General features: G+C 63.8%; 21 protein-coding genes and 1 tRNA gene. 16 read left to right on the top strand and 6 right to left on the bottom strand.

Features of this window, described 5'->3' with window-relative positions:
* Window positions 1-48: 48 nt before the first annotated feature.
* Window positions 49-975, top strand: a complete 927-nt coding sequence (locus tag R6254_RS06660) for an NAD-dependent epimerase/dehydratase family protein (RefSeq protein ID WP_318405400.1) — start codon at window positions 49-51, stop codon at window positions 973-975.
* A gap of 135 nt (window positions 976-1,110) precedes the next feature.
* Window positions 1,111-2,691, top strand: coding sequence for a methyl-accepting chemotaxis protein (locus tag R6254_RS06655; protein WP_318405397.1), 1,581 nt, complete (start codon window positions 1,111-1,113; stop codon window positions 2,689-2,691).
* Between the two features lie 78 nt (window positions 2,692-2,769).
* On the opposite strand, the gene R6254_RS06650 is transcribed toward R6254_RS06655, so the two are convergent.
* Window positions 2,770-3,816 carry a S1C family serine protease gene (locus R6254_RS06650; protein ID WP_318405396.1) on the bottom strand — a complete coding sequence of 349 codons (1,047 nt, stop codon included), beginning with the start codon at window positions 3,814-3,816 and terminating at the stop codon, window positions 2,770-2,772.
* A gap of 109 nt (window positions 3,817-3,925) precedes the next feature.
* Window positions 3,926-5,203: an amidase gene (locus R6254_RS06645; RefSeq protein ID WP_318406065.1), complete on the bottom strand. Its 1,278-nt coding sequence runs from the start codon at window positions 5,201-5,203 to the stop codon at window positions 3,926-3,928.
* A 245-nt stretch (window positions 5,204-5,448) separates the two neighbouring features.
* Here R6254_RS06645 and R6254_RS06640 point away from each other — a divergent pair, with 245 nt between their 5' ends.
* Window positions 5,449-6,720, top strand: coding sequence for a D-amino acid dehydrogenase (locus R6254_RS06640; RefSeq protein ID WP_318405395.1), 1,272 nt, complete (start codon window positions 5,449-5,451; stop codon window positions 6,718-6,720).
* On the opposite strand, the gene R6254_RS06635 is transcribed toward R6254_RS06640, so the two are convergent.
* Window positions 6,687-7,586 (bottom strand): LysR family transcriptional regulator, encoded by a 900-nt coding sequence (locus R6254_RS06635; protein WP_318405394.1) that lies wholly within the window; start codon window positions 7,584-7,586, stop codon window positions 6,687-6,689. The genes R6254_RS06640 and R6254_RS06635 overlap by 34 nt on opposite strands.
* A 211-nt stretch (window positions 7,587-7,797) precedes the next feature.
* Between R6254_RS06635 and R6254_RS06630 the strand changes: the two genes are divergently transcribed.
* The 7 genes from R6254_RS06630 to R6254_RS06600 are packed head-to-tail and all read left to right on the top strand — an operon-like array spanning window position 7,798 to window position 16,383.
* A complete protein-coding gene (locus tag R6254_RS06630; RefSeq protein ID WP_318405392.1) occupies window positions 7,798-9,264 on the top strand; it encodes a M81 family metallopeptidase in 1,467 nt (488 codons plus the stop codon).
* Between the two features lie 44 nt (window positions 9,265-9,308).
* Entirely contained in the window at window positions 9,309-10,898 is a 1,590-nt protein-coding gene (locus R6254_RS06625; protein WP_318405391.1) for an ABC transporter substrate-binding protein, read from the top strand.
* A 49-nt stretch (window positions 10,899-10,947) separates the two neighbouring features.
* Window positions 10,948-11,883, top strand: a complete 936-nt coding sequence (locus tag R6254_RS06620) for an ABC transporter permease (RefSeq protein WP_318405390.1) — start codon at window positions 10,948-10,950, stop codon at window positions 11,881-11,883.
* Window positions 11,884-11,906: 23 nt separating this feature from the next.
* On the top strand, window positions 11,907-12,803 hold the full coding sequence (locus R6254_RS06615; RefSeq protein ID WP_318405388.1) for an ABC transporter permease: 897 nt from the start codon (window positions 11,907-11,909) through the stop codon (window positions 12,801-12,803).
* Between the two features lie 23 nt (window positions 12,804-12,826).
* Window positions 12,827-13,852 (top strand): ABC transporter ATP-binding protein, encoded by a 1,026-nt coding sequence (locus tag R6254_RS06610; RefSeq protein WP_412103120.1) that lies wholly within the window; start codon window positions 12,827-12,829, stop codon window positions 13,850-13,852.
* Window positions 13,849-14,853 (top strand): ABC transporter ATP-binding protein, encoded by a 1,005-nt coding sequence (locus tag R6254_RS06605; protein WP_318405384.1) that lies wholly within the window; start codon window positions 13,849-13,851, stop codon window positions 14,851-14,853. The genes R6254_RS06610 and R6254_RS06605 overlap by 4 nt, the downstream gene beginning before the upstream one ends.
* Before the next feature lie 48 nt (window positions 14,854-14,901).
* Window positions 14,902-16,383, top strand: a complete 1,482-nt coding sequence (locus tag R6254_RS06600) for an N-acyl-D-amino-acid deacylase family protein (RefSeq protein WP_318405382.1) — start codon at window positions 14,902-14,904, stop codon at window positions 16,381-16,383.
* Between the two features lie 20 nt (window positions 16,384-16,403).
* Here the strand turns inward: R6254_RS06600 and R6254_RS06595 are convergent, their stop codons facing one another.
* Together R6254_RS06595 and R6254_RS06590 are read right to left on the bottom strand one after the other, a co-directional pair.
* On the bottom strand, window positions 16,404-17,597 hold the full coding sequence (locus R6254_RS06595) for a multidrug effflux MFS transporter (RefSeq protein ID WP_318405380.1): 1,194 nt from the start codon (window positions 17,595-17,597) through the stop codon (window positions 16,404-16,406).
* 44 nt (window positions 17,598-17,641) lie between these two features.
* Window positions 17,642-17,726, bottom strand: a tRNA-Leu gene (locus R6254_RS06590).
* 39 nt (window positions 17,727-17,765) lie between these two features.
* Here R6254_RS06590 and cysM point away from each other — a divergent pair.
* Both cysM and R6254_RS06580 read left to right on the top strand, forming a co-directional pair.
* A complete protein-coding gene (gene cysM, locus R6254_RS06585; protein ID WP_318405379.1) occupies window positions 17,766-18,668 on the top strand; it encodes a cysteine synthase CysM in 903 nt (300 codons plus the stop codon).
* Between the two features lie 87 nt (window positions 18,669-18,755).
* Window positions 18,756-19,286, top strand: coding sequence for an NUDIX hydrolase (locus tag R6254_RS06580; RefSeq protein ID WP_318405378.1), 531 nt, complete (start codon window positions 18,756-18,758; stop codon window positions 19,284-19,286).
* 67 nt (window positions 19,287-19,353) lie between these two features.
* Here R6254_RS06580 and R6254_RS06575 read toward each other — a convergent pair whose 3' ends face one another.
* Window positions 19,354-20,022: a TetR/AcrR family transcriptional regulator gene (locus R6254_RS06575; protein WP_318405376.1), complete on the bottom strand. Its 669-nt coding sequence runs from the start codon at window positions 20,020-20,022 to the stop codon at window positions 19,354-19,356.
* Window positions 20,023-20,156: 134 nt separating this feature from the next.
* On the opposite strand from R6254_RS06575, the gene R6254_RS06570 reads away from it, so the two are divergent.
* The 4 genes from R6254_RS06570 to R6254_RS06555 all read left to right on the top strand — a co-directional run bounded on the left by R6254_RS06570 (window position 20,157) and on the right by R6254_RS06555 (window position 24,236).
* Complete coding sequence (locus tag R6254_RS06570; RefSeq protein ID WP_318405374.1) at window positions 20,157-21,002, top strand: ABC transporter ATP-binding protein; 846 nt, start codon at window positions 20,157-20,159, stop codon at window positions 21,000-21,002.
* Window positions 21,002-21,880 (top strand): branched-chain amino acid ABC transporter permease, encoded by an 879-nt coding sequence (locus R6254_RS06565; protein ID WP_318405372.1) that lies wholly within the window; start codon window positions 21,002-21,004, stop codon window positions 21,878-21,880. Before R6254_RS06570 ends, R6254_RS06565 begins: the two co-directional genes overlap by 1 nt.
* A 90-nt stretch (window positions 21,881-21,970) precedes the next feature.
* A complete protein-coding gene (locus R6254_RS06560) occupies window positions 21,971-23,008 on the top strand; it encodes a branched-chain amino acid ABC transporter permease (protein ID WP_318405370.1) in 1,038 nt (345 codons plus the stop codon).
* A 46-nt stretch (window positions 23,009-23,054) separates the two neighbouring features.
* Window positions 23,055-24,236, top strand: coding sequence for an ABC transporter substrate-binding protein (locus R6254_RS06555; RefSeq protein WP_318405368.1), 1,182 nt, complete (start codon window positions 23,055-23,057; stop codon window positions 24,234-24,236).
* The last annotated feature ends 5 nt before the right edge of the window (window positions 24,237-24,241 follow it).

Raw genomic sequence — 24,241 nt, 5'->3', positions numbered from 1 at the left:
GCGTTGTCCTGTTTATACGTTTGCTGTTTTGCAGCAGATGCCCCAATTTTGCCCTCAAACCAAAATCCCCTTGGCGCCCTGCCTTCGCGCTTTCGCCGCCAGCGCGTGTTAGTCATCGGTTGTGGTGACGTCGGCCTGCGTGTGGCGCGGCTGTTGCCGCCGCGCGTGCGGGTGCTGGCGCTGACTTCTTCGGCGGAGCGAATCCCGCTGTTGCGGGCCCAGGGCGTGTTGCCGCTGGCCGGCAACCTGGACCAACCGGCCAGCTTGCGCCGGCTGGCCGGGCTGGCCACACGGGTGATCCACCTGGCGCCGCCGCCCGGCGACAACCTGCCGGACTGGCGCCGCGACCCGCGCACTCTGGCTTTGCTGCGGGCCTTGCGGCTGCGCGGCTTGCCGCAGTCGCTGGTGTACGGCTCGACCAGCGGTGTGTATGGCGATTGCCAGGGGGAGTGGGCGCCGGAAACCCGGCCCGTGAACCCGCACACACCACGCGCCTGGCGCCGTGTCGATGCCGAAAGCCAGCTGCGCCTGTTTGGCCGCGCCAGCGGTGTGCCTGTGCACACCTTGCGTATTCCCGGCATTTACGCGCCTGACCGCGAAGGCGGCACGCCGCGCGGCCGGCTGCTCAAAGGCACACCGGTGCTGGCAGCGCAGGACGACGTCTACACCAACCACATCCACGCCGATGACCTGGCACGGGCCTGTTTGGCGGCCTTGTGGCGCGGCAAGCCGCAGCGCAGCACCAATGCCAGCGACGACACCCAGCTCAAGATGGGTGATTATTTCGACCTGGCGGCCGACCTGTACGGGCTGCCACGGCCGCCGCGCGTGGCGCGCCATGCCGCGCAGGATGAACTGCCGCTGATGCTGCTGAGTTTCATGAGCGAGTCGCGCCGGCTGGACAACACGCGGCTCAAGCAGGAGTTGCGTATCCGGCTGCATTACCCGACCGTGGCCCAGGGTTTGCGCGCCTGAGGTGCTTTCAATTCGCTGAAAAGAGCGTGTTTCCAGGCTTTCTTTGGCCTTTCGAGCCTGCGTGTGCATGGGTAGGGTGACTGAGCCCGGCATCTCTCGCGTTTGAGACGGCAGATGTCTGCAGGAGACGTCACGATGCCATTGAAAAATTTGAAGGTCAGCACGCGCCTGGGCGCAGGCTTCGGTCTGGTGCTCTTATTGATGGGCGGCCTGATCGCCATCGGCCTGGCCCACATGGCCGACATAGGCGCCATCAACCGGCAAATTGTCGGCAGCGACTGGCGCAAGGCCGAGGCGGTGGCCACACTCGGCAGCACGACCCAGGTCCAGGCACGCAGGACCCTGGTGCTTTTTTTTGCGGGCGACGCCGCGGCCGTGGCGAAGCTACGCCAGCAGATGGATGGCAACAAAACCGCCATCACCGGCGCGCTGGCGGTGCTGGAGAAAACCGTGAGCTCGGTGGAAGAAAAGGCCTTGCTGGCGACAGTACAAACCACACACACGGCTTATGTGGCGGCGCTGGACAAAGTGGCCGGGCCACTGGCGCAGGGCGACCGGGAGGCCGCCGCCCGCATCCTGAGCAGCGAGACCCTGCCGGCGCTGGACCGTCTTCAGCAGGCCACCCAGGCCCTGGCCGGGTTGTTGTCCCGCCAGGTCCAGGCGCGGGGCAATGCGGTGGCGAGCGACATCGGCGCGGCGCGTTATTTGATGTCAGGCCTGGGCCTGGCCGCCTTGCTGGTTGGCTGCGTCGTGGCTTATGGCTTGATGCGCAGCATTGTGCAGCCGCTCGACGAGGCGATTTATATTGCCGAGACGGTGGCCGCAGGGGATTTGAGCCAGGAATTCGCCACCGAGCGTGGCGGCGACTTCGGCCGCCTGCTGGGCGCGCTGGGCGACATGGAAGACACCTTGACTGATCTGGTGAGCCGCATCAAGGCCTCGACCGATGCCATCACCCTGGCCTCGAAAGAGATTGCCGCCGGCAACACCGACCTGTCGCGGCGCACCGAGGAACAAGCCAGCTCGCTCGAAGAAACCGTTGCCAGCATGGAGGCGCTGACCGCCACAGTCAAGCTCAACGCAGAACATGCGCAGTCCGCCAGCGGCCTGGCGGCCAGTGCCTCGGGTATTGCGGAGCAGGGCGGCGAGGTGGTGGTGCAGGTGGTGGCGACCATGGGGGCTATCAGCAGCAGTTCGAAAAAAATCGTCGACATCATCAGCGTGATCGAGGGCATTGCTTTCCAGACCAACATCCTGGCGCTGAACGCCGCGGTTGAAGCGGCGCGTGCCGGCGAGCAGGGCCGGGGTTTTGCGGTGGTGGCCGGTGAAGTGCGCAGCCTGGCGCAGCGCAGCGCGCAGGCGGCCCGCGAAATCAAGCTGCTGATCGGCGACTCCGTGGGCCATGTGGAAAACGGTGCCAGTTTGGTGACTCAGGCGGGCCGGACCATGCAGGACATCGTGCAGGCTGTGAAGCGGGTCAGCGCGCTGCTGGCGCAGATCTCGGCGGCTTCCGCGGCGCAGAGCCAGGGCATCGCCGCGGTGAACCAGGCCATGGGCCTGATGGACAAGGCCACGCAGCAAAATGCCGCGCTGGTGGAGCAGGCGGCGACCGCCGCCACGGCGCTGTCGGAGCAGGCCTACCAGCTGCAGACGGCGGTCGGTGAGTTCAAGCTGGAGGCCGAGCCAGCCTTCAAGCCGGGGGCCCTGCTGGCCTGAGGGTAGCACCGGTCGCTATCAAAACGGGAGCTGCTTGCGACCGTCCATAAAGGGCTATAGGCCGATTTTGCTTAATTCTTAGATGCTGGACGGTTTTTTCAGCGTCAGCAGCCGGTCCTCGGCCTTGAGTACCATGGTTTTGACGGCGGCGCCCTGCAAGACCGTGAGTTTGATTTCGGCATCGGGCGCGGCCCGGTCCCAGAGTTTTTTGTAAAAGGCCTCCAGCGTGGCCACCGTGGTGCCATCCACGGCCAGCACCACGTCACCGGCCGCCAGGCCGGCCCGCGCCGCCGGGCTGTCCTTGCTGACGCGCAGGATCTGGATACGCCCGCCCTGGTCGTTCGAGCTCAGGCCCAGCCAGGGCCGACGGCTCTTGAGGCTGGTGCCGGAGCGCTGCAGCTCGGCCAGGATGGGACGCAGCAAATCCACAGGCACAAACATATTGCCGGGCAGCAGGCGGTTTTCACCGCTGGCGTCGGCGACCAGCAGCGAACCTATGCCCAGCAATTCGCCTTTCTGGTTGAACAACGGCGCGCCGCTGTGGTTGCCGCCGCTGGCCTGCACCGGCGGGCTGGTGAACAGCGCCGTCTCGATGTGGTACTCCCAACTGCCGGAAAACGCGCGTTTGCTGATCAGCCGGGTCATGCTGATGTCGCCATCGTCGTTGGTTTTCGGTCCGGTCATGGCCACCAGCGGTTCACCGGGCTGCAGCTCCCGGCTACTTCCCAGCGTGACGGCGCTGATCTCGCGCAGCGGCAGCAAAGGCCGGAGCAGTCCGAAGCCGGTGGCCAGGTCATAGGCCACGGCGCGTGCCGGCAGGGTCTTGTTGTCCTGCGTGATGATTTCAATGTGTTCGGCTTCCAGCATCAGGTAACCGATGGTCAGGATCAGGCCGTCAGGCGCGATCACCACACCCGAGCCGCTGCGTTGCTGACCGAGGGTTTCGGCCGAGACGGCGTCCTCGTCGACCGTGACCTGGATACCCACCACGGCGGCGTTGGCCTTGGCCAGCGCATTGATGATCACCTGCGCCGCGTCAGGCGGCACGCTGGCCGCGTGGCTGCCCGTGAGCCACAGCAGGGAGGCTGAAACCAGGGGACAAAGCCAGCGACTCAGGGTAAGCATGACGGGCTCCCGACGCAGCAAACAAGCCGCGCATTCAAGAATGCGCTTAATCGGATGCCGTTGCAAGTACCGGGGCAAGCCGGCTGTCGGCGGGCCTGCTGGCGGTCTGTCAGCGCGTCAGACGTTCATGCACCCAGTGTGCGGCGGCCAGCAGCCGGTGGTCGTCGCCATACGCGCCCACCAGTTGCAGGCCCACCGGCAAGCCGCTGGCGCCGCGCGCAAACGGCAGGTGTACACAAGGCAGGCCCAGCAAGGTCCAGCTGCGGCAAAACAGCGGGTCGCCGGTGTGGTCCAGCCCGGCGGGCGCTTCGCCCAGGGTGCTGGGCGCCAGCAACACGTCGTAGTGCTGGAACAGCGTCTGCACCTGCTGCCGCGCGCGGGCCGTGGCCAGCAGGTGGGCCGCATGGGTGTCCCCGCTGATGGCCAGGCCGTCGTTGATCAAGGCTTGCAGTGGCGCACTGAGTTGCGCCAGATGGCGCAGCCGTTCGGCGCTCAGCGAGCGGGCGGTCTCAAAGGCCTGCACGGCTTTTTGCAAGGCGACCAAGCCGGTGAGCCCATCCGGCAGGTCCACAGGCCCGCCGTGCCCGGCCAGCGCGGCTTTGGCCAAGCCCCAGGCGTGTTGGGTGTCGCGGTCGGCGTGCGCCCATTCCGGCGTCTGGCACCAGCCGATACGCGGCGCTACCGATGTCGCAAAGAGGCCGGGATCGGCCAGCCGCGTATCGCCGGTGAGCACGGCGCCTAGCAGGGCCACGTCGCGCACGCTGCGGGCGAAACCGCCCACGGTGTCCAGTGTTTCCGACAGGCTTTTGACACCGGCCTTGGGCACGCGGTTGTGGCTGGGTTTGTAAGCGACCACGCCGCAAAAAGCCGCCGGCCGGATTAGCGAGCCCGCCGTTTGTGTGCCCAGCGCCAGCGGCAACAGGTGATCGGCCACGGCCGCCGCCGAGCCACTGGAGGAGCCGCCGGGTGTGTGGGCCAGGTGGTGGGGATTGCGCGTGATGCCCGGGAACATATTCGCCAGCTCCGTCGTCACGGTTTTGCCCAGCAGCACGGCCCCGGCTTCGCGGCACAAAGCCACGGCGGCGGCATCGGCCCGCGGTTGCTGGCCGGCGTAAATCGGCGAGCCGTAAGCGGTCGGCAAGTCAAAGGTGTCGAACAAGTCCTTCACGCCAAAAGGCAGGCCATGCAAGAGCCCGCGCACGGGCCCGGCATCCAGCACGCGGGCCTGCGCCAGGGCCGCATCGGCATCCAGCTGCACAAAGGCGTGGACCTGCGGCTCCCGTTCGGCGATACGGTCCAGACAGGCACGCACCAGGTCCACCGCCTTGAGTTCGCGGCGGGCCAGTTGGGTGGCGGCTTGCCAGGCTTGGAGTTGGTGGAGCGGGATGGTGCGGACAGTGTCAGGCGAGTTCATGGGTGCTTGATTCCGTAAGTCGAGTGCGTTGCTATTTTCTCGGAGCGGGCGGCGCTTCGCCATGGTAAACCGCGTTGGATTTCCCCAGGTGGATGTGGCTGGTTCAAACATGCGGTCACGCCCATTACCGGAACGTATGGGACCGCGTTCAAATAGCATGCGCCAAGGAGATGCCCTTCCCCTACAGTGAGGCGTCCACGCATTCTTGAGGAACTTTTATGCACATCTGTGTGCTCGGCGCCGGCATCGCCGGACTGGCTACGGCCTGGCAACTCAGCCAGCAAGGTCACACGGTCAGCGTCATTGACCGGGGCCAGCCGGGCCACGGTGCCAGTGGCGGCAATGGGGCGCAGCTGAGCTACTCCTATGTTGCGCCGCTGGCCGATCCGTCGATCTGGAAACAACTGCCCACGCTGTTGTTCTCGCCTTCATCGCCACTGAAACTGAGGCCGCGACTTGATCCGCTGCAGTGGTATTGGGGCTTGTCTTTTCTGGCCGCCTGCAACAACGCCACCGCGCATCGCACGACGGCCCGGCTGCTGGCGCTGGCGGCGTCCAGCCGCAGTGTGTTTGAAGCCATGAAGGCCGACGTGTTGCCCGATTGCGACTATTCCGCCACCGGCAAACTGGTGCTGTATGGCGATCGCGAAGGGCTGGAGGGCGCGCGCCGCCAGCTTGAGTTGCAAAAAGCCCTGGGTAGCGTGCAGCAGATCGTCGGACCCGAGGAATGTGTGGCCATCGAGCCGGCCTTGCATGGCCACCACCGGCAGATTGCCGGGGCGGTGTACACCCCCAGCGAATGTGCGGCCGACTGTTTCAAGGTTTGTTGCGAACTGGCGCGAGTGCTGGCCAACCGGGGTGTGCGTTTCCTGACGGGAACGGAGATTCTGGGCTTCGAGTTGCGTCAGGGGCAGGCGGCCGCCGTGTTGACCCAGGCCGGGGCGGTCGAAGCCGATGCGTTTGTGTTGGCGCTGGGTTCGTCCTCACATCACGTCGGCCGCCAGCTCGGCGTCTACCTGCCGGTTTATCCGCTCAAGGGTTACAGCATCACGCTGGATACGGTGCCTGCGCCCGGTGCGGCGCCGTCGGTGAGTGTGACCGACACGGCGCGCAAGGTGGTGTTTGCACGTATCGGCTCGCGCCTGCGTGTGGCCGGCATGGCGGAAATCGTGGGGCATGACACGCGTATCCCGGCTTCGCGCATCGCGACGCTGGTGCAGGCCACGCAGGCCGTGTTTCCGGACTGCAGCCTTTTCGACACGCTGCAGCCCTGGACCGGCATGCGGCCAGCCACACCGACCGGCTTGCCGATTCTGGGCCGGTTGGCGCGCGCGCCGTCCAATGTGTTGTTCAACACAGGCCACGGGGCGCTGGGTTTTACGCTGGCCTTTGGTTCGGCGCTGGAAATTGGCCGCGCGGTGCAAACGATGCGCCGGCCAGCGCCTCGCGCTGCAAGTCAGCGCAAGGCGGAGATCGCCTCCCGCATGTAGCGCAGCAACATGCGCACCGCCACTGAGTCCGGTTGGTGCGCAAGGCGCAGCGCCCGCACCGGCACAGGAATGCGCGGCTCCAGCGTGAGTACGTCCACCAGGCTGGCGTCGGCCGACAGCGCCGTGCAGTCATCCACCAGCGCCACGCCCAGGCCGTGGTGCGCCATGGCCAAGGCGGCGTGGTAAGTCTGGACCGTGACCACACTCTGCAGGCCGATGCCCGCTTCACGGCAAGCCTGGCTGACACCCAGGCCGACCGGGTCATGGCTGGCCAGTCCGATCATGGGGGTTTCGGTTAATTCGGCCAGAGCCACCGTCTTTTTGCGCAGCGTGGCCTTGGGCAGCAGGCCGCGCGGCGCCACACACACCATCTGACCATCGGCCAGCGGCTCCTGGATCAAACCGGGGTGCGGAACGGGGCTGAAAGCAAAACCCACATCGGCTTCGCGCAGCAGCAGGGCGCTCATGATCTGGGGCGAGTGCTGGGCTTCGACATGGATCGCCACGGACGGGTATTTGGCGCGGAAAGCCTTCAGGGCGCGTGGCAGGATTTCATAAGTCAGAGCCATCACGGTGACGATGCGTAATTCACTGAGGTCACTGGACGTTCGCAGACCGGCGGCCAGCCGGTCCACGTCATTGATTTGCGCGAACAGGCGTTCAATGTGCGGATACAGTGCCTGCGCCTCGGCGGTGGCCGTTAGCCGGCCCTTGTCGCGGCGGAACAGGGGAAAACCCAGATGAATTTCGGCGTGTTGCAAGGTGCGGCTGACGGCCGGCTGCGTCACGTTGATCAGGCGTGCGGCGCCGCTGACGCTGCCGGTGAGCATGATGGCGTTGAAGACCTCGATGTGGCGTAAGCGCATGAGTGGCCGTTCCTTGTTGCGAGTCCGCGATAAAAGCCGGAATCATATCTACACAGCTCATTACCTTTTGTAATGGACTGCAGCTTAAAAGGAATTACCGGGCTTTTCATTCGCCCCCTACACTGATCTTTCATTGCCGGGCAAGGTCGACCTGCACACCGCATCCGTCCGCACCGACGCACTCTTGATTTACAACAACGATTCGACCTCCATGCGTGTATTCAGCGGCTCCCTGGCGACGGAAACCAACACCTTCGGCCCCATGCCCACCGGCCTGGCCTCGTTCAAGGACAGGGGCTATTTCCCCGCCGGCCAGCATCCGGACCAGTTGACGGTTTTCGCCGGCCCCTTGTGGGTGGCACGCGAAGTCGGCGCCGCCAAAGGCTGGACCTTGATCGAAGGCATGGTCGCCGGCGCGCAACCCAGCGGCACCGTGACCCGCGAAGCCTACGAAACCCTGCGTGAGGAACTGCTGGCCGATTTGCGCGCCGCCTTGCCCGTGGACATGGTTTTGCTGGGCCTGCATGGCGCCATGGTGGCCGATGGTTATGACGATTGCGAGGGCGATCTGCTGCAGCGCGTGCGTGTCATCGTGGGCCCGGGCGTGGTGGTCGGCGCCGAGCTGGACCCGCACGTGCATCTGACTCGCGAGATGGTGGACAGTGCCGACATGCTGGTGGCCTTCAAGGAATACCCGCACACCGACATCGTCGAGCGGGCACGCGAACTGGTGGCGCTGTGTGAGGCCAAGGCACAAGGGCGCATCCGGCCCGTGCACGCGGTGGCGGACTGCCACATGGTGGTGCCGGTGCACACCACGCGTGATCCCGCGAAGTCTTTCGTGCAGCGCATTCAGGCGCTGGAGGGCAAAGACGGCGTGTTGTCCATCTCCATCGGCCATGGTTTTTCCTTGGGGGATGTGCCGGAGATGGGCACCAAGGTGTTGGTGTACACGGATGGGGATCAGGCCAAGGCCGATGCGCTGGCCTTGCAACTGGCCCAGGAACTGATTGCCATGCGCGAGCGCCTGGCCGTGCGTTACCCCGACGTCGACAGTGCGCTGGACGAGGCGCTGGCGTTTGACGACGGTCCGGTGGTGCTGGCCGATCGGGCCGACAATCCCGGCAGCGGTGCGGCTGGAGACTCCACGTTCATTCTGCGGCGCATGGTCGAGCGCGGCATTGTCAACGTGGCCATCGGCCCGATCTGGGATCCGGTTGCTGCGCGTATTGCCTTTGAGGCCGGTGTTGGCGCGCGTCTCATGCTGCGTATAGGTGGCAAGATCAGCCCGATGTCGGGTGATCCCATGGATCTGGACTGCACGGTCAAGGCTTTGCACAGCGATCTCATCATGACGGGACTGGCCGGTGCGCCTACGTCCGTGGGTGACGCCGCGCTGGTCGAGGCGTGTGGCATCGAGATCCTGCTCATCACCTTGCGCAACCAGGCCATGGACACCGATGTGTTCACCCAGCTTGGTTGCGATCTGTCGGCAAAAAAAATCATCGTCGTCAAATCGGCCCAGCATTTTCATGCATCTTTCGCCAAGGTGACACGGCAGGTGGTTTACGTCGGTGCGCCGGGGGCCGCCACGCCGCATTTGTCCACCTTGCCTTATGGCAAGATCAGGCGCCCCATCTGGCCGCTGGACGACATCGCCACGCCGACACTGGTCTAGCGCAGCATCTTTTCCGATCCTTCTTGACTATGGAGTTTTCACCCATGAATCGACGTATCCCTGCCCATTTGGCAACGATAGGGGCTTTGTTGCTTGGCACTTTGCTGGCCGGGGTTGCGCCTGCGCAGGCGCAGACCAAGACCTTGCGATTTGTCGCCCATGCCGATGTGAAAATCCTGGACCCGACCTTTACCACCGCCTACATCACACGCAACTTCGGTTACATGGTCTACGACACCCTGTTTGCGCAGGACGCCAAAGGCCAGCCCAAACCGCAAATGGTGGAGAAGTACACCACGTCCAAAGACGGCAAGGACTGGTCCTTCACCCTGCGCCCGGGCCTGAAGTTTTCCGACGGCAGCGCCGTCACCTCGGCCGATGCCGTGGCCTCGATCCAGCGCTGGAGTTTGCGTGATACCTTTGGCGGTGCCCTGAAGGCCGCCGGTGCCGAGTGGACGGTGGTTGATGCGCGCAGCTTCCGGCTCACATTGAAAGAGCCTTTTGGCATGGTGCTGGACGCGCTGGCCAAGCCCTCCGGTTTTCCGCCTGTGGTGATGCCGGAGCGTCTGGCCAAGCTGCCCACCACCGCGCCTATCAATGAAGTGCTGGGCTCCGGCCCCTTTATCTTCAAACGAGACGAATGGCGGCCTGGCAACAAGGTGGTTTTTGTCAAGAATCCGCACTATGTGGCGCGCAGCGAGCCGTCCAGCGGCCTGGCCGGCAGCAAAAAATCGAACTTCGACCGCGTTGAGTGGTTGTACCTGCCTGACGCCAACAGTTCCATCGCCGCGCTCAAGAACGGTGAGGTCGATTACGTGGAGCAGGTGCCGCCCGACTACATAGCGCCCTTGCGCAGTGACGCCAATGTGAAACTGATGGCCAGCAGCACGCAGCAGGCACAGCTGATCATGAATCAGTTGCACCCGCCGTTCAACAACCCCAAGGTGCGCCAGGCCCTGCTCAAGGCCGTCAGCCAGGAGCGCTTCAACGCCGCCATGGGTTACCCGCTGGACATGCGCATGAGTTATTGCGCCACCTATTTCATCTGCGGCAGCGCCAACGACACGCCGGTCGGTTCTGAAGCCTACCGCACGCCGGACCTGGCCAAGGCCAAGCAGATGCTGGCCGAGTCGGGTTACAAGGGCGAAAAAGTGGTGTTGCTGATGACCAGCGACGTGCCTTACCTGAACGCGTTGTCGCTGACCATGTTGCAAACCATGCGCAGCATAGGCCTCAATGTGGAGGGGTTGACCATGGACTGGTCTTCCATAGGCGCGCGGCGCGCCAAGCGTGATGCGCCCGAAGCCGGCGGCTGGAGCGCCTATGCCACCGTGGCGAATGAGTTCGCCATCAACAGCCCCATCGTCAGCACCTACCTGAGCGCTGCCTGCGGGAATACCTTGCCAGGCTGGCCGTGCGACAAGCCGCTTGACGAGTTACGTGCCGCCTGGATACGGGAAACCGTGCCAGCCAAGCGCCGCGAGTTGCTGGAAGCCTTCCATCGCCGCGCTTATGAAGTCGTGCCTTATATCAACCTCGGTCAGTTCTCGCCCGCAGCGGCGGCACGCAAGGAACTCAAGGGCGCGGACAAGATGTGGGGTGGCATGCCCAATGTCTGGGTGATGGACAAATGATGCGGATTGACTACTCCGCCGCCAGCCTGTTTTCGCGCAGCGTCCGGGCATGAACTACCTGATTCGTCGGCTGCTGGCGACCCTGCCGGTGATGGCCGTGGTGTCGCTGGTGGTGTTCCTGCTGATTCACCTCTCGCCGGGCGACCCGGCCGCGCTGATTGCGGGCGATCTCGCCACCGGCGAGGACATCGCCAACCTGCGGGTGGCTCTCGGGCTGGACCAGCCGCTGTGGCGGCAGTTTTTTCTGTGGATGGGTCGGCTGCTGTCGGGTGACCTGGGCACGTCCATCTTCACGCAGGTGCCGGTCACGCAATTGCTGGCGCAACGCCTGGAGCCGACCCTGTCGATCGCCGCACTGACCATGTCGCTGACGATTTGTGTCGCCGTGCCGCTGGGCACGCTGGCCGCCTACCGCGCTGGCAGCTGGGTAGACCGTTTGGTGATGGTGTTCGCCGTGCTGGCCTTTTCGGTGCCGGTGTTCCTGGTGGGTTACCTGCTGATATACACCTTTGCCATCCAGATTCCGCTGTTCCCGGTGCAGGGGTATACCCACTTGTCGGAAGGCGTGGGGCCCTGGTTGCTCGGTCTGGTGCTGCCTTGTGTCAATCTGGCGCTGGTCTACATCGCGCTGATCACCCGCATGACGCGGGCCACCGTGCTTGAGGTGCTGCAGGAAGACTACATCCGCACGGCTCGCGCCAAGGGGCTGGGTGTGTTGCCGGTGCTGGGTCATGCGCTGCGCAATGCGGCCATTCCGATTGCGACCACGGTGGGCGTCGGCATCGCGTTGATGATAGGCGGCGTGGTGGTGACTGAAACCGTGTTTGCGATTTCCGGCATCGGGCGCCTGGTCATCGATTCGGTGCAGCACCACGACTACCCCGTCATCCAGAGTGTGCTGCTCCTGTCGGCCGGGGTTTACGTCCTGATCAATTTGCTGATCGACCTGAGCTACCGCCTGTTCGACCCCCGCATCCAGTATTGACGCCACCTTTTCCGGAACCCTTCATGTCCTCTACCTTGACCGCCCCTGCGGCGTCGGCCGCGGCGCCTGCGGCCGACGCCCCCTTTGTGCCAGGACGCTGGCGCTGGGTCCGCAAAAACCCGACGTTGATTCTCGGCGCGCTGCTGTTGATCGTGGTGGCTGTTATTGCCGTGGCCGCGCCCTGGATTGCCACGCACGATCCGCAAAACATCGATCCGATGTTGCGCATGAAACCGCCCTCGGCCGAGTACTACTTCGGCACCGATGCCCTGGGGCGCGACGTGTTCAGCCGCGCTGTTTGGGGTGGCCAGGTGTCGCTGATTGTGGGCATCTCCGTGGCCTTGCTGTCCATGGTGGTGGGTGTGGTGCTGGGCCTGGTTTCCGGCTTTGTGCGCTGGAGCGACGGCATCATCATGCGGGTGATGGACGGTCTCATGGCGATTCCCGGCATCCTGCTGGCGATCGCGCTGATGGCTGTCACTCGCGCCAGTCTCACCACGGTGATTGTGGCCATCACCATCCCGGAAATCCCGCGCGTGGTGCGGCTGGTCCGCTCGCTGGCGCTGACCTTGCGCGAGCAGCTCTACGTGGAAGCGGCACACGCGGTGGGTACGCGCCTGCCGGTGATTCTGTACCGCCACATCCTGCCCAACATTGTTGCGCCCTTGGTGGTGCAGGCGACTTTTGTGGCGGCCTCCGCGGTCTTGACCGAAGCCACGTTGTCTTTCCTGGGCGTGGGTGTGCCCGGGCAGACACCCAGTTGGGGCAACATGATGGCCGAGGGCCGCAACTTCGTGGCCGTGGCGTTTCACATCATTCTCTACCCCGGCCTCCTGCTGGCATTGACGGTGCTGGCCATCAACATGCTGGGTGACGGTTTGCGCGATGCGCTGGACCCGCGCCTGGCGCGCCGGCTGTGATGCAGGCGAGAAGGACCATGACCATGAAGCCATCAACCCCTTCCGGCGCGGCAGCGCCGCCCTTGCTCGAACTCGACAACCTCTGCACCACGTTCAACACGCTGTCGGGCACGGTGCGTTCGGTCGACGGCATCTCCTACAGTGTCAACGCCGGCGAAACCCTGGGTGTGGTCGGCGAGTCGGGCTGCGGCAAAAGTGTGACGGCGCTGTCCATCATGCGCCTGGTGCCCACGCCGCCGGGCCGGCATACGGGGGCGGTGCGTTACCGGGGTGTGGACCTGCTGGCGTTGAGCGAGCGCGAGATGCGAGGCATCCGGGGCAACCGCATCTCGATGATTTTCCAGGAGCCCATGACCTCGCTTAATCCGGTGCTCACCGTGGGCCGGCAGATCGCCGAGACCGTGCAGTTGCACCAGAAGGCGAGCCGCCAGGAAGCCATGCAACGCGCCGTGGAGATGTTGCGCCTGGTGCAGATTCCCGAGCCGGAGCGGCGTGTGGCCGAGTACCCGCACCAGCTCTCGGGCGGCATGCGCCAGCGCGTGATGATCGCCATGGCCCTGGCCTGCAACCCCGAGGTGCTGATCGCCGACGAACCCACGACGGCGCTGGATGTCACCATCCAGGCGCAAATCATTGACCTCATCAAGCGCCTGCAAAAAGAGCTGGGCATGGCCGTGATCATGATCACGCACGACCTGGGGGTGGTGGCCGAAAGTTGTGACCGTGTGGTGGTGATGTACGCCGGCCGCAAGGTTGAAGAGGCCAGCGTGCTGGACCTGTTCGACCGGCCGCTGCATCCTTACACCCGTTTGTTGATGGCCTCCATGCCTTCGATGAACACCCAGGGCACGCGCCTGGCCGAAATTCCCGGCATGGTGCCGGCGCCGCATGAACTGGGGCGCGGCTGCGCTTTTGCCGCGCGCTGCAGTTATGCGCAGCCGCGTTGCCGCGCGGAAACGCCTGGCCTCAGTGACCAGGGCGAACGCCATGTCGTGGCCTGTTTTGCGGTGGAAGAAAACCGGATGAACACCGAGGAGTTGAGCGCATGACCGCGAGCACCGCACAGACTAAGCCAGCGACCCCGCTGCTCAAGGTTGAAAATCTCAAGAAAAACTACCTGGGACCGCGGCGCTGGTTTGGGCCGTCGCCGCGTCCCATCCAGGCCGTGGCCGGCGTGTCGTTCAGCCTGGCGAAGGGTGAAACCTTGTCGCTGGTCGGAGAGTCAGGTTGCGGCAAGACCACCACCGCCAAGTCGGTGCTGCGCCTGGTCGAACCCACCTCGGGCTCGGTGCAGCTCGACGGCGAGGAGTTGACCGGTCTGTCCAAGGAAGCCATGCGCCAGCGTCGGCGCGACATGCAGATCATTTTCCAGGACCCTTACGCCTCGCTCAACCCGCGCCTGACGGCCGGCGAGATCGTGGCCGAGCCGCTGCGCAACTTCGGCCTGGCCACCGGCCAGGAGCGCGAGGAACGTGTGCAATGGCTGTTTTCCAAGGTCGGCCTGCGGCCCGAGTCGGCGAAGAAATTCCCGCACGAGTTTTCGGGCGGTCAGCGTCAGCGCCTGGGCATTGCACGCGCCTTGGCGCTCAACCCCAAACTGATTGTTTGCGACGAACCGGTCTCCGCGCTGGACGTGTCGGTGCAGGCCCAGGTCGTGAACCTGTTGATGGATTTGCAGCAGGAATTCGGCATGGCCTATCTGTTTGTGGCCCACGATCTGGCGGTGGTCCGCCACATCAGCCACCGGGTCGCCGTGATGTACCTGGGGCACATCGTCGAGGTGGCCGACCGTGACACGCTGTTTACCGCGCCGCGCCATCCCTACACCGAGATTTTGCTGTCGGCCGTGCCCGTGCCCAACCCGCGCACGCCGGCCAGGCGCATCCTGCTGCACGGCGATCCGCCCAGTCCGGCCAACCCGCCTTCCGGCTGCACCTTCCACACACGCTGCCCGCAGGCCCAGCCGGTCTGCAAGGAAAAAACACCCGAACTCAGTCCCCGGCCGTCCGCCTCGGCCGGCGGCCAGTGGGTGGCCTGCCATTTCAGGTGAGCAGGCCAAGAGCCCATCATTTTCAGAATACCCCGACAGGAGCCTGCCGTGACAGACACTTCTTTTTATGACCTGATCATTCGCGGCGGCACTGTGATTGATGGCACCAAGGCCCCGCGTTTCGAGGCCGACATCGGCATTCTGGCCGGCCGCGTGGCCGCCATCGGCGACCTTGGCCAGGCCCAGGCCACCCAAACCATCGACGCCGCCGGTCGCATCGTGGCCCCCGGCTTCATCGATTCGCACACGCATGACGACCAGGCCGCGCTGTCGCAGCCCGACATGGTGTTCAAGATTTCCCAGGGCGTGACCACCGTGATCGCGGGCAACTGCGGTATCAGCGCCGCGCCGCTTCGGCCCGGCATGGACCTGCCCATGCCGCTGAGCCTGCTGGACCTGCCGGACGAGGGCCGCTTCACCACCTTTGCCGCCTACCTCGATGCGCTGCGCGCCACACCGTCGTCGGTGAACGTGGCCGCCATGGTCGGGCACTCGACCTTGCGCGCCGTCACCATGTCCGAATTGGACCGCGAAGCCACGGCCGGGGAAATTGCCGCCATGCAGGCCCTGGTCGAGGAAGCCATGCAGGCCGGCGCCATCGGCATGTCGACCGGCACGTTTTACCCGCCCGCGGTGAAAGCCACGACAGAAGAACTCATCGCGGTGGGACGCCCGCTGACGGCGCGCAAGGCGCTGTATGTGACCCACATGCGCGACGAGGCGGACCAGGTCATGGACGCGCTGGAAGAAAGCTTCCACATCGGCCGTGAGCTGGCTATTCCTGTCGTCATTTCGCACCACAAGGTGCAGAACAGCCACAACTTCGGCAAGACGGCCATCACCCTGCCGTTTATCCAGGAAACCATGAAACACCAATGTGTGTCGCTGGATTGTTACCCCTACACCGCCAGCTCCACCATGATCCGCGCCGGCCGCAGCGCCACGGCCACCCGTGTGTTGATCGCGTCCAGCGAGCCGCACCCCGAATGTGCCGGGCGCGACCTCAAGGACATTGCGGCCGAGTGGGGCGTGGACGGCGAAGAAGCGACACGCCGCCTGCAGCCCGGCAGCGCCATTTATTTCATGATGGACGAGAACGACGTTCAGCGCATCCTGGCCTTTGACGAAACCATGATCGGCTCCGACGGCCTGGCGCTGGGCGATAAACCGCATCCGCGCCTGTGGGGTACTTTTCCGCGTGTGCTGGGTCATTACAGCCGGGACATCGGCCTGTTTCCCCTGGAAACCGCCGTCTGGAAAATGACGGGCCTGACGGCGCGTAACTTCGGCTTGCACCAGCGCGGGACCCTGCAGCTGGGTCAACATGCCGACGTGGTGATTTTTGACGCCGCCACCATCCGCGACATGGCCACCTACGACACCCCGACCCGGCCGGCCGAAGGCATCGACGCCGTGATTGTCAACGGCGTCTTGACCTGGTGTGATGGCGTGCACAGCGGCGCACGCAGTGGCCAGGTCATCACCCGCACGCCGACTGACGGCGCAGGCATACGCACCGACAAGGCCTGAGGCTTTCAGCGGCTGGCTGTTTACAGGCGGTTGGCCTGGCTGGTGCCCAAAGTGCCGCGTGTGAACAGCAGGGTGGCCAGCGCGCAGCCGGCGATGCCGACCACCATGGGCCGGGCCGTACCGTCCACAAACAGGCCGACCAGCGCCATCATCAGCGCGCCGGTGACAAACTGCAGCGTGCCCATCAGCGCCGAGGCCGTGCCGGCGATGTCGCCGTGGTCGTCCAGCGCGAGCACGGCCGTGGTGGGCACCACCAGGCCCAGGAAACCGAAGCCGATAAACATCAGCGGTAGCATCACGGCCAGCTGATCCATCCCCAGCAGGTTGAACACCAGCAGCAGCGCCATCACGGTCGCAAAACCGATCACCGCCACTTTCACCACCGGCACCAGTCCGAAACGTGAACTCAACCGGGCGGTGAACTGCGACACGCCGATGAAGGAGGCTGCATTGGCCGCGAAGGCGAGGCTGTATTCCCGCGGCGTGAGCCCGTAATGGTCGATCAATACAAAGGCGGAGTTGGCCAGGTAGACAAAAAAGCTGGACAGGCCGAAGGCGCCGATCAACACCAGGCCCATGAAATGCCGATCGCGCAGCAAGACGCCGTAGGCCGCCAGGGCGCTGCGCACGCTGCTGTCCACCCGTTGTTCGGGCGGTCGGGTTTCTGGCAGGCTGGTGGCCAGCAGCACCAGGCCACACACCGCCGCCGCGGTGACGGCCCAGAACACGCTGCGCCAGCCCAGGAATTCGATCAGCAGGCTGCCGGCCAGCGGCGCCAGGATGGGCGACACGCTGAACACCAGCATCAGCAGCGACATCAGCCGCGCCGCGTCGTGGCCGGTGTGCAGGTCACGCACCACGGCGCGTGGCACGACCATGCCGGCGCAGGCGCCCAGGCCCTGGATGAAACGCAGCACCACCAGGGTCTGGATGTCGGGTGCCAGCGCGCAGCCTATGCTGGCCGCGGCGAAAAGTAGCAGGCCGAAATACAGCGGCGGCTTGCGGCCCACCATGTCGGAGACCGGGCCGTAAATGATCTGACCTATGCCTAGCGATATAAAAAACGCCATCAGGCTGGCCTGCACGGCGCCCACGGACGCGTCCAGGCTCTGGCCTATGGTCGGTAAGGCCGGCAAATACATGTCGATGGCGAACGGCCCAATGGCCGATAACAAACCGAGCACGAGGGCGGTTCGCAGGAAGTGTGTGTTCATGGAATAGAAAAGGCCCTTCCACGTTGTGTGGAAGGGCCTGGATCTGGTGCCCGGGGCCGGAATCGAACCGGCACGCCTTTCGGCGGGGGATTTTGAGTCCCCTGCGTCTACCAATTTCACCACCCGGGCTGAATAAGTGGAGACCCAAATTATGGCACAGTGCAGGGTATGACTTATCCCACTCTTGAAGACGCCATTGGCAAAACGCCTTTGGTGGCCTTGCAACGCATCCAGGCCAGCGTCAACACCCAGCGCAACAACGTGGTTTTGGGCAAGCTTGAAGGCAACAACCCGGCCGGTTCGGTGAAAGACCGGCCCGCCCTGTCGATGATCAAACGCGCGGAAGAGCGCGGCGACATCCAGCCCGGCGACACCCTGATCGAAGCGACCTCCGGCAACACCGGCATCGCGCTGGCCATGGCCGCGGCCATCAAGGGTTACCGCATGGTGCTGATCATGCCGGAAGACCTGTCGATCGAACGCGCGCAAACCATGAAGGCGTTTGGCGCCGAGCTGATCCTCACGCCCAAAAGCGGCGGCATGGAACACGCGCGTGACCTCGCCGAACAGATGGCCCAAGACGGTAAGGGCCGGGTGCTGGACCAGTTTGCTAACGAGGACAACCCGCGCATCCATTACGAAACGACGGGTCCGGAAATCTGGGCCGACACAGCCGGCAAAGTCACCCACTTTGTCAGTGCCATGGGCACCACCGGCACCATCACCGGTGTGTCTCGGTTCTTGAAAGAGAAAAACCCGGCAATTCGCATCATTGGTGCGCAGCCCAGCGAAGGTTCACGTATTCCCGGCATCCGCAAATGGCCAGAGGCCTACATGCCAAAAATTTATGATCCCCGCCACATTGACGAAACCGTGCTGGTCAGCCAGCTCGATGCCGAAGACATGTGCCGGCGCCTGGCGCGTGAAGAAGGCATTTTTGCCGGCATCTCGGCGGCCGGTGCTTGCTGGGTGGCGCAGGAGATCGCCAAAACCGTGGAAAACGCGGTGATTGTGTTTGTCGTCTGCGACCGCGGCGACCGTTACCTGTCCACCGGCGTTTTCCCAGCCTGAGGGATTTTCTTAAGAAAAAAGTGGCTGTAGCCCTGGTCCCCAGGGCGCAAGCAGCTATCAATAAAATAGCGAGCAAGGTGCCCTGTCATGAGCCACGAATTCAAGTTTTGCCCCAGCTGCGCGACCTCGCTCGCGCTGGTCACCCAGATGGAAGACGGCGGCGAAAAAGCGCGCCTGCGTTGCCCGGCCTGCGACTACACCCACTGGAACAACCCGACGCCGGTGCTGGCGGCGGTGATTGAACACCAGGGCAAAATTTTGCTGGCGCGGAACGCGGCCTGGACCAGCAAGATGTATGCGCTGATCACCGGTTTCATGGAGGCCGGCGAAACGCCGGAAGGCGGCATCACCCGCGAGGTCAAGGAAGAAACCAACCTCGACGTGACCGACCTGAAGCTGATCGGTGTGTATGACTTCCAGCGCATGAACCAGATCATCATTGCCTACAGCGCGGTCGGCCATGGCGAGGTCAGGCTCTCACCCGAGCTGGTGGACTACAAGCTGTATGCCCACGAAGATGTCAAGTGCTGGCCGGCTGGCACCGGTTATGCGATGGCCGATTTCCTGACGTCCAAAGGTTACACGCCGGAGTTTGTTGAATGGGCGAAGCGGGCTTGAAGGCTTAAGCTTTTTAAGCCTCTAGCCCATACGTGACGGGCGCTACCAGCTATTAAAAATATAGCGACTAGCGCGGTGATGCCAGCGCCTCGGGCTGCACGATGCTGCGCAGCAAGGTGTTCATGATCTGGTTCACGATCTCTTCGGCGGAATAGTCCCCGTCCGGCTGGTACCAGCGGCCAATCCAGCTCAAGGCGCCTGCAATCGTGAACGCGGTTATTTTCGGGTCGCAGGCCACCAGCGACCCTTCCGCAATGCCGGCCGTGATCAGGCGGCGAAACTCCAGGTCGATGGCCGACTTCAGTCGGCGCAATTCCTTGCGGCTGTCCGGCGGCAAGGGGTCTTCGCCGATGCGGATCAAACACATGCCGAAGTCCATGGTGACGATGCGTCCGTAAATCCGCATACAGGCCATCAGTTGTTCGACGGCGGTCCCGCCCTGGCGGCGTGTCTCCTCGATGCCGGCCTGCATCATCTGCAAGCCTGTGTGGACACACTCAAACAGGATCTCGTCCTTGTTCTTCACGTAGTAATACAGCGTGGGTTTGCTCACGTGCAGGCGCGCCGCGATGTCGTCGAGCGAGGTGGCGTGAAAACCGCGTTCATTAAACAGTTGCGCCGCTGCTTGCAAGACCGCGTCGCGTTTGGCCTGGCGCTGCAGTTCGCGGGCGGGCGCCAGTGCCCACGGTGAGGCGGAAGGGGTAGGGCGCGCGGGGCGGGGAATTTTTGAAACCATGCTGGGGAAAACGCTTGCGGGTAAGTCCGGATGTTGGATTGGGCTGGCAGATCACAAACTCTACTCGTGAGTAAGCAGTTTACGTAAGAGTAGTGGTCCTTCGCCCCGCACAAACCCTCATTTCCCAAACATCGATGGACATCACTTCCCGCAGCGGCCCCGCCGCACCGCCCCTGTTGCAGGTTGACGGCGTTTCGCTGGCCTTTGGCGGTGTGAAGGCGCTCACCGGTGTGGGTTTTGAGGTGCAGGCCGGCTCCATCACCGCTGTCATAGGCCCCAATGGCGCCGGCAAAACGTCGCTGTTCAACACCATCTCGGGTTTTTACCGGCCCACGGCCGGCCACATCTATTTCAAGGGCCAGGACATCACCCATGTGCCGGCGCCGCAGCGCGCCAAGCTGGGCCTGGGCCGCAGCTTTCAGAACATCGCGCTGTTTCGCGGCATGACGGTGCTGGACAACATCAAGCTCGGCCGCCACGCCCACCTGAAAACCAATGTGCTGGACGCGCTGTTTTATAGGGGGCGAGCGCGCCGCGAAGAGGCCGCGCTGCGTGCCGACATCGAGGAACGCATCATCGATTTTCTCGAGATCGACCACATCCGCCATGCGCCGGTGTCAGCGCTGCCTTACGGTTTGCAAAAACGTGTGGAGATGGCGCGTGCGCTGGCCATGCAGCCCGAGATATTGATGCTCGACGAACCCGTGGCCGGCATGAATCGCGAAGAAACCGAAGACATGGCGCGTTTTATCCTCGACGTACGCGCCGAGTGGGGTGTGACGGTGCTGATGGTGGAGCACGACATGGGCATGGTCATGGACTTGTCCGACCACGTGGTGGTGCTCAACTTCGGCCAGGTGATTGCCCAGGGCGCACCGGCCGCCGTGCAGGCCGATCCCGAAGTGATTCGCGCCTACCTGGGTTCGGGCGACGTTGGCGACTTGCGCCAGAAATTCCAGGCCCTGGCGGGAGTGGTCTGATGGATTGGGCCTACCTGTTTGAAATCTGCCTCACCGGCCTGTCCGGTGGTGGGCTGTATGCGCTGGCCGCGCTGGCCTTTGTGATGGTTTACAAGGCCACACGGGTGGTCAACATCGCCATCGGCGAGTTGCTGATGGTGGGCGCCTATTTGTTCTTCACCTTCGCCGCCACCTTTGCCTTGCCGCTGTGGCTGGCGATTCCGGCCGCCGTGCTGGGCGCCGGCCTGCTGGGCGCGGTGATTGAACGCACCATGATCCGGCCACTGCTGGGCGAGCCGCCGATTTCCGTTTTTATGGTCACCGTGGGCCTGGGCTCGGTGCTGGTGGGGCTGGTGGAGCTGATCTGGACCGCCGATCAGCGCCGCCTGCCCGACTTCATGCCCAGCACACCCATCATGGTGGGCGAGGCTTTTCTGGCGCCCAAGGTGTTCTGGGGCGCGATGATGGCGCTGGTGTTTATTGCCGCGGTGCTGCTGGTGTTCCGTTTCTGGCGCGGCGGGGTGGCGCTGCGCGCCACGGCGTCCGATCAGGCGGCCGCCTACTCGATGGGTATCAACGTGCCGCGTGTGTTTTCGCTGGCCTGGGTGGCATCCGCCATGATCGCCGCCGTCTCCGGCATCATTGTGGGTTCGATAGGCGGCATCTCCTCATCCATGGGCGTGTTCGGCCTGTCGGTGCTGGTGGTGGTCATCGTGGGCGGGCTGGACAGCGTGTTGGGCGCGCTGGTCGGCGGCCTGTTCATCGGCCTGGTGGAGGCCCTGGCGGGTAGCTACCTGGGTGGTGAATACAAACTGCTGGCAACATTTATTGTGCTGGTCCTTGTGCTCATGATCCGCCCTTACGGCCTGTTCGGCACCCACGAGATCGAAAGACTCTAAATACATGCGCCCCCACGTTCATCACTTCGTGTATTCACTGCCCCCCGAGGGGGCCCAGGCCTGCCTTGGGGCGGCCCGGCGGGAGTCCTGATGCGCATCGGCACGCTTAAAGAAAGCTACACCGCCGACGCGGCGCTGTTCGACTCGCGCACTAAAAAAGTCTGGCTGGTCGTGGCCGCGGCTTTGCTGCTGCTCTTCCCCTTCATGGCCAGCGACTACTGGTTGTACCTGGCCTGCCTGGTCAGCATCAACGTGGCGAGTGCCTCCGGGCTGAACATCCTCACCGGCTACACCGGCCTGGTCAGCCTGGGTCAGGCGGCTTTTATGGGCCTGGGCGCCTACACCGTGGCGGTGCTGGAGCTGCGTTTTGGCACGCCGTTTTTGCTCAACATCCTGGCCGGCGGGTTTGTCGCCATGCTGGGCGGCCTGGTGGTGGGCATTCCCTCCTTGCGTGTCAAAGGCCTGTACCTGGCGATTGCCACCATTGCGGCGTCTTTCATCGCGCACTTTCTGTTTGCGAATATGGCGCTCACCGGCGGCACCGCCGGACTGACCGTGCCACCGGCCAAAATTTTTGGCGCGGCGCTGGACACCTCGTTCCGGCTCTATTGGGTGATCGTGCCGGTCACGCTGCTGATGTTGCTGGGCGCGGCGAATCTGTTCCGCACACGTGTGGGCCGCGCCTTCATCGCCATCCGCGACCGCGACATTTCGGCCGAGGTGTTGGGCATTCCGCTGCTGCGTTACAAACTGCTGTCTTTTGGCCTGTCCTCGTTTTACGCCGGTGTGGCGGGTGGCCTGTGGGCTTACTTTTTCCGCGTGGTCACACCCGAGAGTTTTCCGCTGTTGATGTCCATCTTTTTTCTCGCTGCGATCATCGTCGGCGGCATGGGCACCATCCTTGGCGCCATCCTGGGCGCGGTGTTCATGACCATGGTGCCCGAGCTGCTCAAGCTGGTGGTCGACCTGTTGCCCGGCGGCACCGAGCTCACGGTTTTTCTGTCGCCCGTACGCACGATTATTTTTGGTTTGCTGATCATTGGATTTCTGGTGTTCGAGCCGCAGGGGCTCGCAGAAGTGTGGCGGCGTATCCGCCGATTTTTTCACCTGTGGCCATTCCGTAATTGATGCCCTGCCGGCCACCGGGGTAACGACAACCATGAAGGAGACAAACATGCAGAAATCCCTGACTTCGCAACGCCGCCGCTCGCTGCTGCTGGCCGCCGGCGCCACCCTGGCCGCTCCCCTGGTCGCGCATGCCCAGGCCGGCGGCGAAGACATCGTCATCGGCGGCTCGATTCCCATGACCGGCGTGTTTGCCTTCGCCGGTGTGGGTATCAACCTGGGCATTGGCGACTACGTGAAGATGGTCAACGACGCCGGCGGCATCAAGGGCCGCAAGCTGCGTTATGTGCCCGAAGACACCGGCTACAAGGTCGATGTGTCGGTGGCTGCGTACAAAAAAATCACCAGCCAGAACAAGGTCAACCTCTACTACGGGGACTCCACGGCTTTTTCCAAAACCATCAACCCCGAGCTGGAGCGCACCGGCACCACGCTGATGACAGGTGCCTCTTTCGCCACCGAACTCAACGACCCGAAAAAATATCCCAATCAGTTCCTGGTCGGCCCCGACTACACCGAGATGTTTGGCATCCTGCTCAAACACATCGCCAAGGAAAAGCCGGGCGCCAAGGTCGCATTTGTCTATTCCGACTCCGAGTTCGGCCGCGACCCGATCGACTCCAGTGAAGCGCTGGCCAAGAAGCTGGGCCTGACGGTGCCTGTGAAAATCATGACCCCCGCCGGCAGCGTGGACGTGTCCACCGAAGTCATCAAGTTACGCCGCGCCGCGCCAGACTACACCATCTTCCACGGCTACATCCTTGCGCCCATCCCCGAGTTCATCACCCAGGGCAAACAAATGGGCATGACCAGCAAGTGGATGGGCACCTTCTGGACCATGGACAGCTCCACCGTCATGAAGATGGGCGAGGCCGGTGATGGGTTTATGGGTGTGATGCCTTACCGTTATTACTACGACACCTCGGCCAAGTCGCCCATGCTGGACAAGATCCGCGCTTTGCGCCCCGAGTACCAGAGCACGGCCTACATCCAGGGTTTCCTCGCCGCCATGTTGTTCACCGAGTCGGCCAAACGTTGCCTGGACGCGGGCAAACCGCTCACCGGCAGCAACCTCAAGGCCGCGCTCAACAGCATCAAGGACTTCGACACCGGTGGCCTGATCGGCGTGCCCATCACCATCAAAGGCAACTCGATTCCTGTGGGCCGCGTCTACAAGGCCGACATGAAGACACAAAAAATGGTCGCCGCCTCCGACTGGATCGCGCTCTAAGTTGC

The sequence above is a fragment of the Polaromonas potterensis genome, assembly GCF_033446725.1.
Classification (GTDB): Bacteria; Pseudomonadota; Gammaproteobacteria; order Burkholderiales; family Burkholderiaceae_C; genus Polaromonas.
This window is presented reverse-complemented; position numbering and strand designations above follow the sequence as displayed.

Bases quoted from the DNA above. Each gene is read 5' to 3' on its own strand.
- R6254_RS06625 (WP_318405391.1), top strand. From the start codon at position 9,309: ATGAATCGACGTATCCCTGCCCATTTGGCAACGATAGGGGCTTTGTTG.
- R6254_RS06640 (WP_318405395.1), top strand. From the start codon at position 5,449: ATGCACATCTGTGTGCTCGGCGCCGGCATCGCCGGACTGGCTACGGCC.
- R6254_RS06565 (WP_318405372.1), top strand. From the start codon at position 21,002: ATGGATTGGGCCTACCTGTTTGAAATCTGCCTCACCGGCCTGTCCGGT.
- R6254_RS06610 (WP_412103120.1), top strand. From the start codon at position 12,827: ATGAAGCCATCAACCCCTTCCGGCGCGGCAGCGCCGCCCTTGCTCGAA.
- R6254_RS06595 (WP_318405380.1), bottom strand. From the start codon at position 17,597: ATGAACACACACTTCCTGCGAACCGCCCTCGTGCTCGGTTTGTTATCG.
- R6254_RS06575 (WP_318405376.1), bottom strand. From the start codon at position 20,022: ATGGTTTCAAAAATTCCCCGCCCCGCGCGCCCTACCCCTTCCGCCTCA.
- R6254_RS06555 (WP_318405368.1), top strand. From the start codon at position 23,055: ATGCAGAAATCCCTGACTTCGCAACGCCGCCGCTCGCTGCTGCTGGCC.
- R6254_RS06580 (WP_318405378.1), top strand. From the start codon at position 18,756: ATGAGCCACGAATTCAAGTTTTGCCCCAGCTGCGCGACCTCGCTCGCG.
- R6254_RS06635 (WP_318405394.1), bottom strand. From the start codon at position 7,586: ATGCGCTTACGCCACATCGAGGTCTTCAACGCCATCATGCTCACCGGC.
- R6254_RS06650 (WP_318405396.1), bottom strand. From the start codon at position 3,816: ATGCTTACCCTGAGTCGCTGGCTTTGTCCCCTGGTTTCAGCCTCCCTG.
- R6254_RS06560 (WP_318405370.1), top strand. From the start codon at position 21,971: ATGCGCATCGGCACGCTTAAAGAAAGCTACACCGCCGACGCGGCGCTG.
- R6254_RS06620 (WP_318405390.1), top strand. From the start codon at position 10,948: ATGAACTACCTGATTCGTCGGCTGCTGGCGACCCTGCCGGTGATGGCC.
- R6254_RS06615 (WP_318405388.1), top strand. From the start codon at position 11,907: ATGTCCTCTACCTTGACCGCCCCTGCGGCGTCGGCCGCGGCGCCTGCG.
- R6254_RS06655 (WP_318405397.1), top strand. From the start codon at position 1,111: ATGCCATTGAAAAATTTGAAGGTCAGCACGCGCCTGGGCGCAGGCTTC.
- R6254_RS06630 (WP_318405392.1), top strand. From the start codon at position 7,798: ATGCGTGTATTCAGCGGCTCCCTGGCGACGGAAACCAACACCTTCGGC.
- cysM (WP_318405379.1), top strand. From the start codon at position 17,766: ATGACTTATCCCACTCTTGAAGACGCCATTGGCAAAACGCCTTTGGTG.
- R6254_RS06570 (WP_318405374.1), top strand. From the start codon at position 20,157: ATGGACATCACTTCCCGCAGCGGCCCCGCCGCACCGCCCCTGTTGCAG.
- R6254_RS06605 (WP_318405384.1), top strand. From the start codon at position 13,849: ATGACCGCGAGCACCGCACAGACTAAGCCAGCGACCCCGCTGCTCAAG.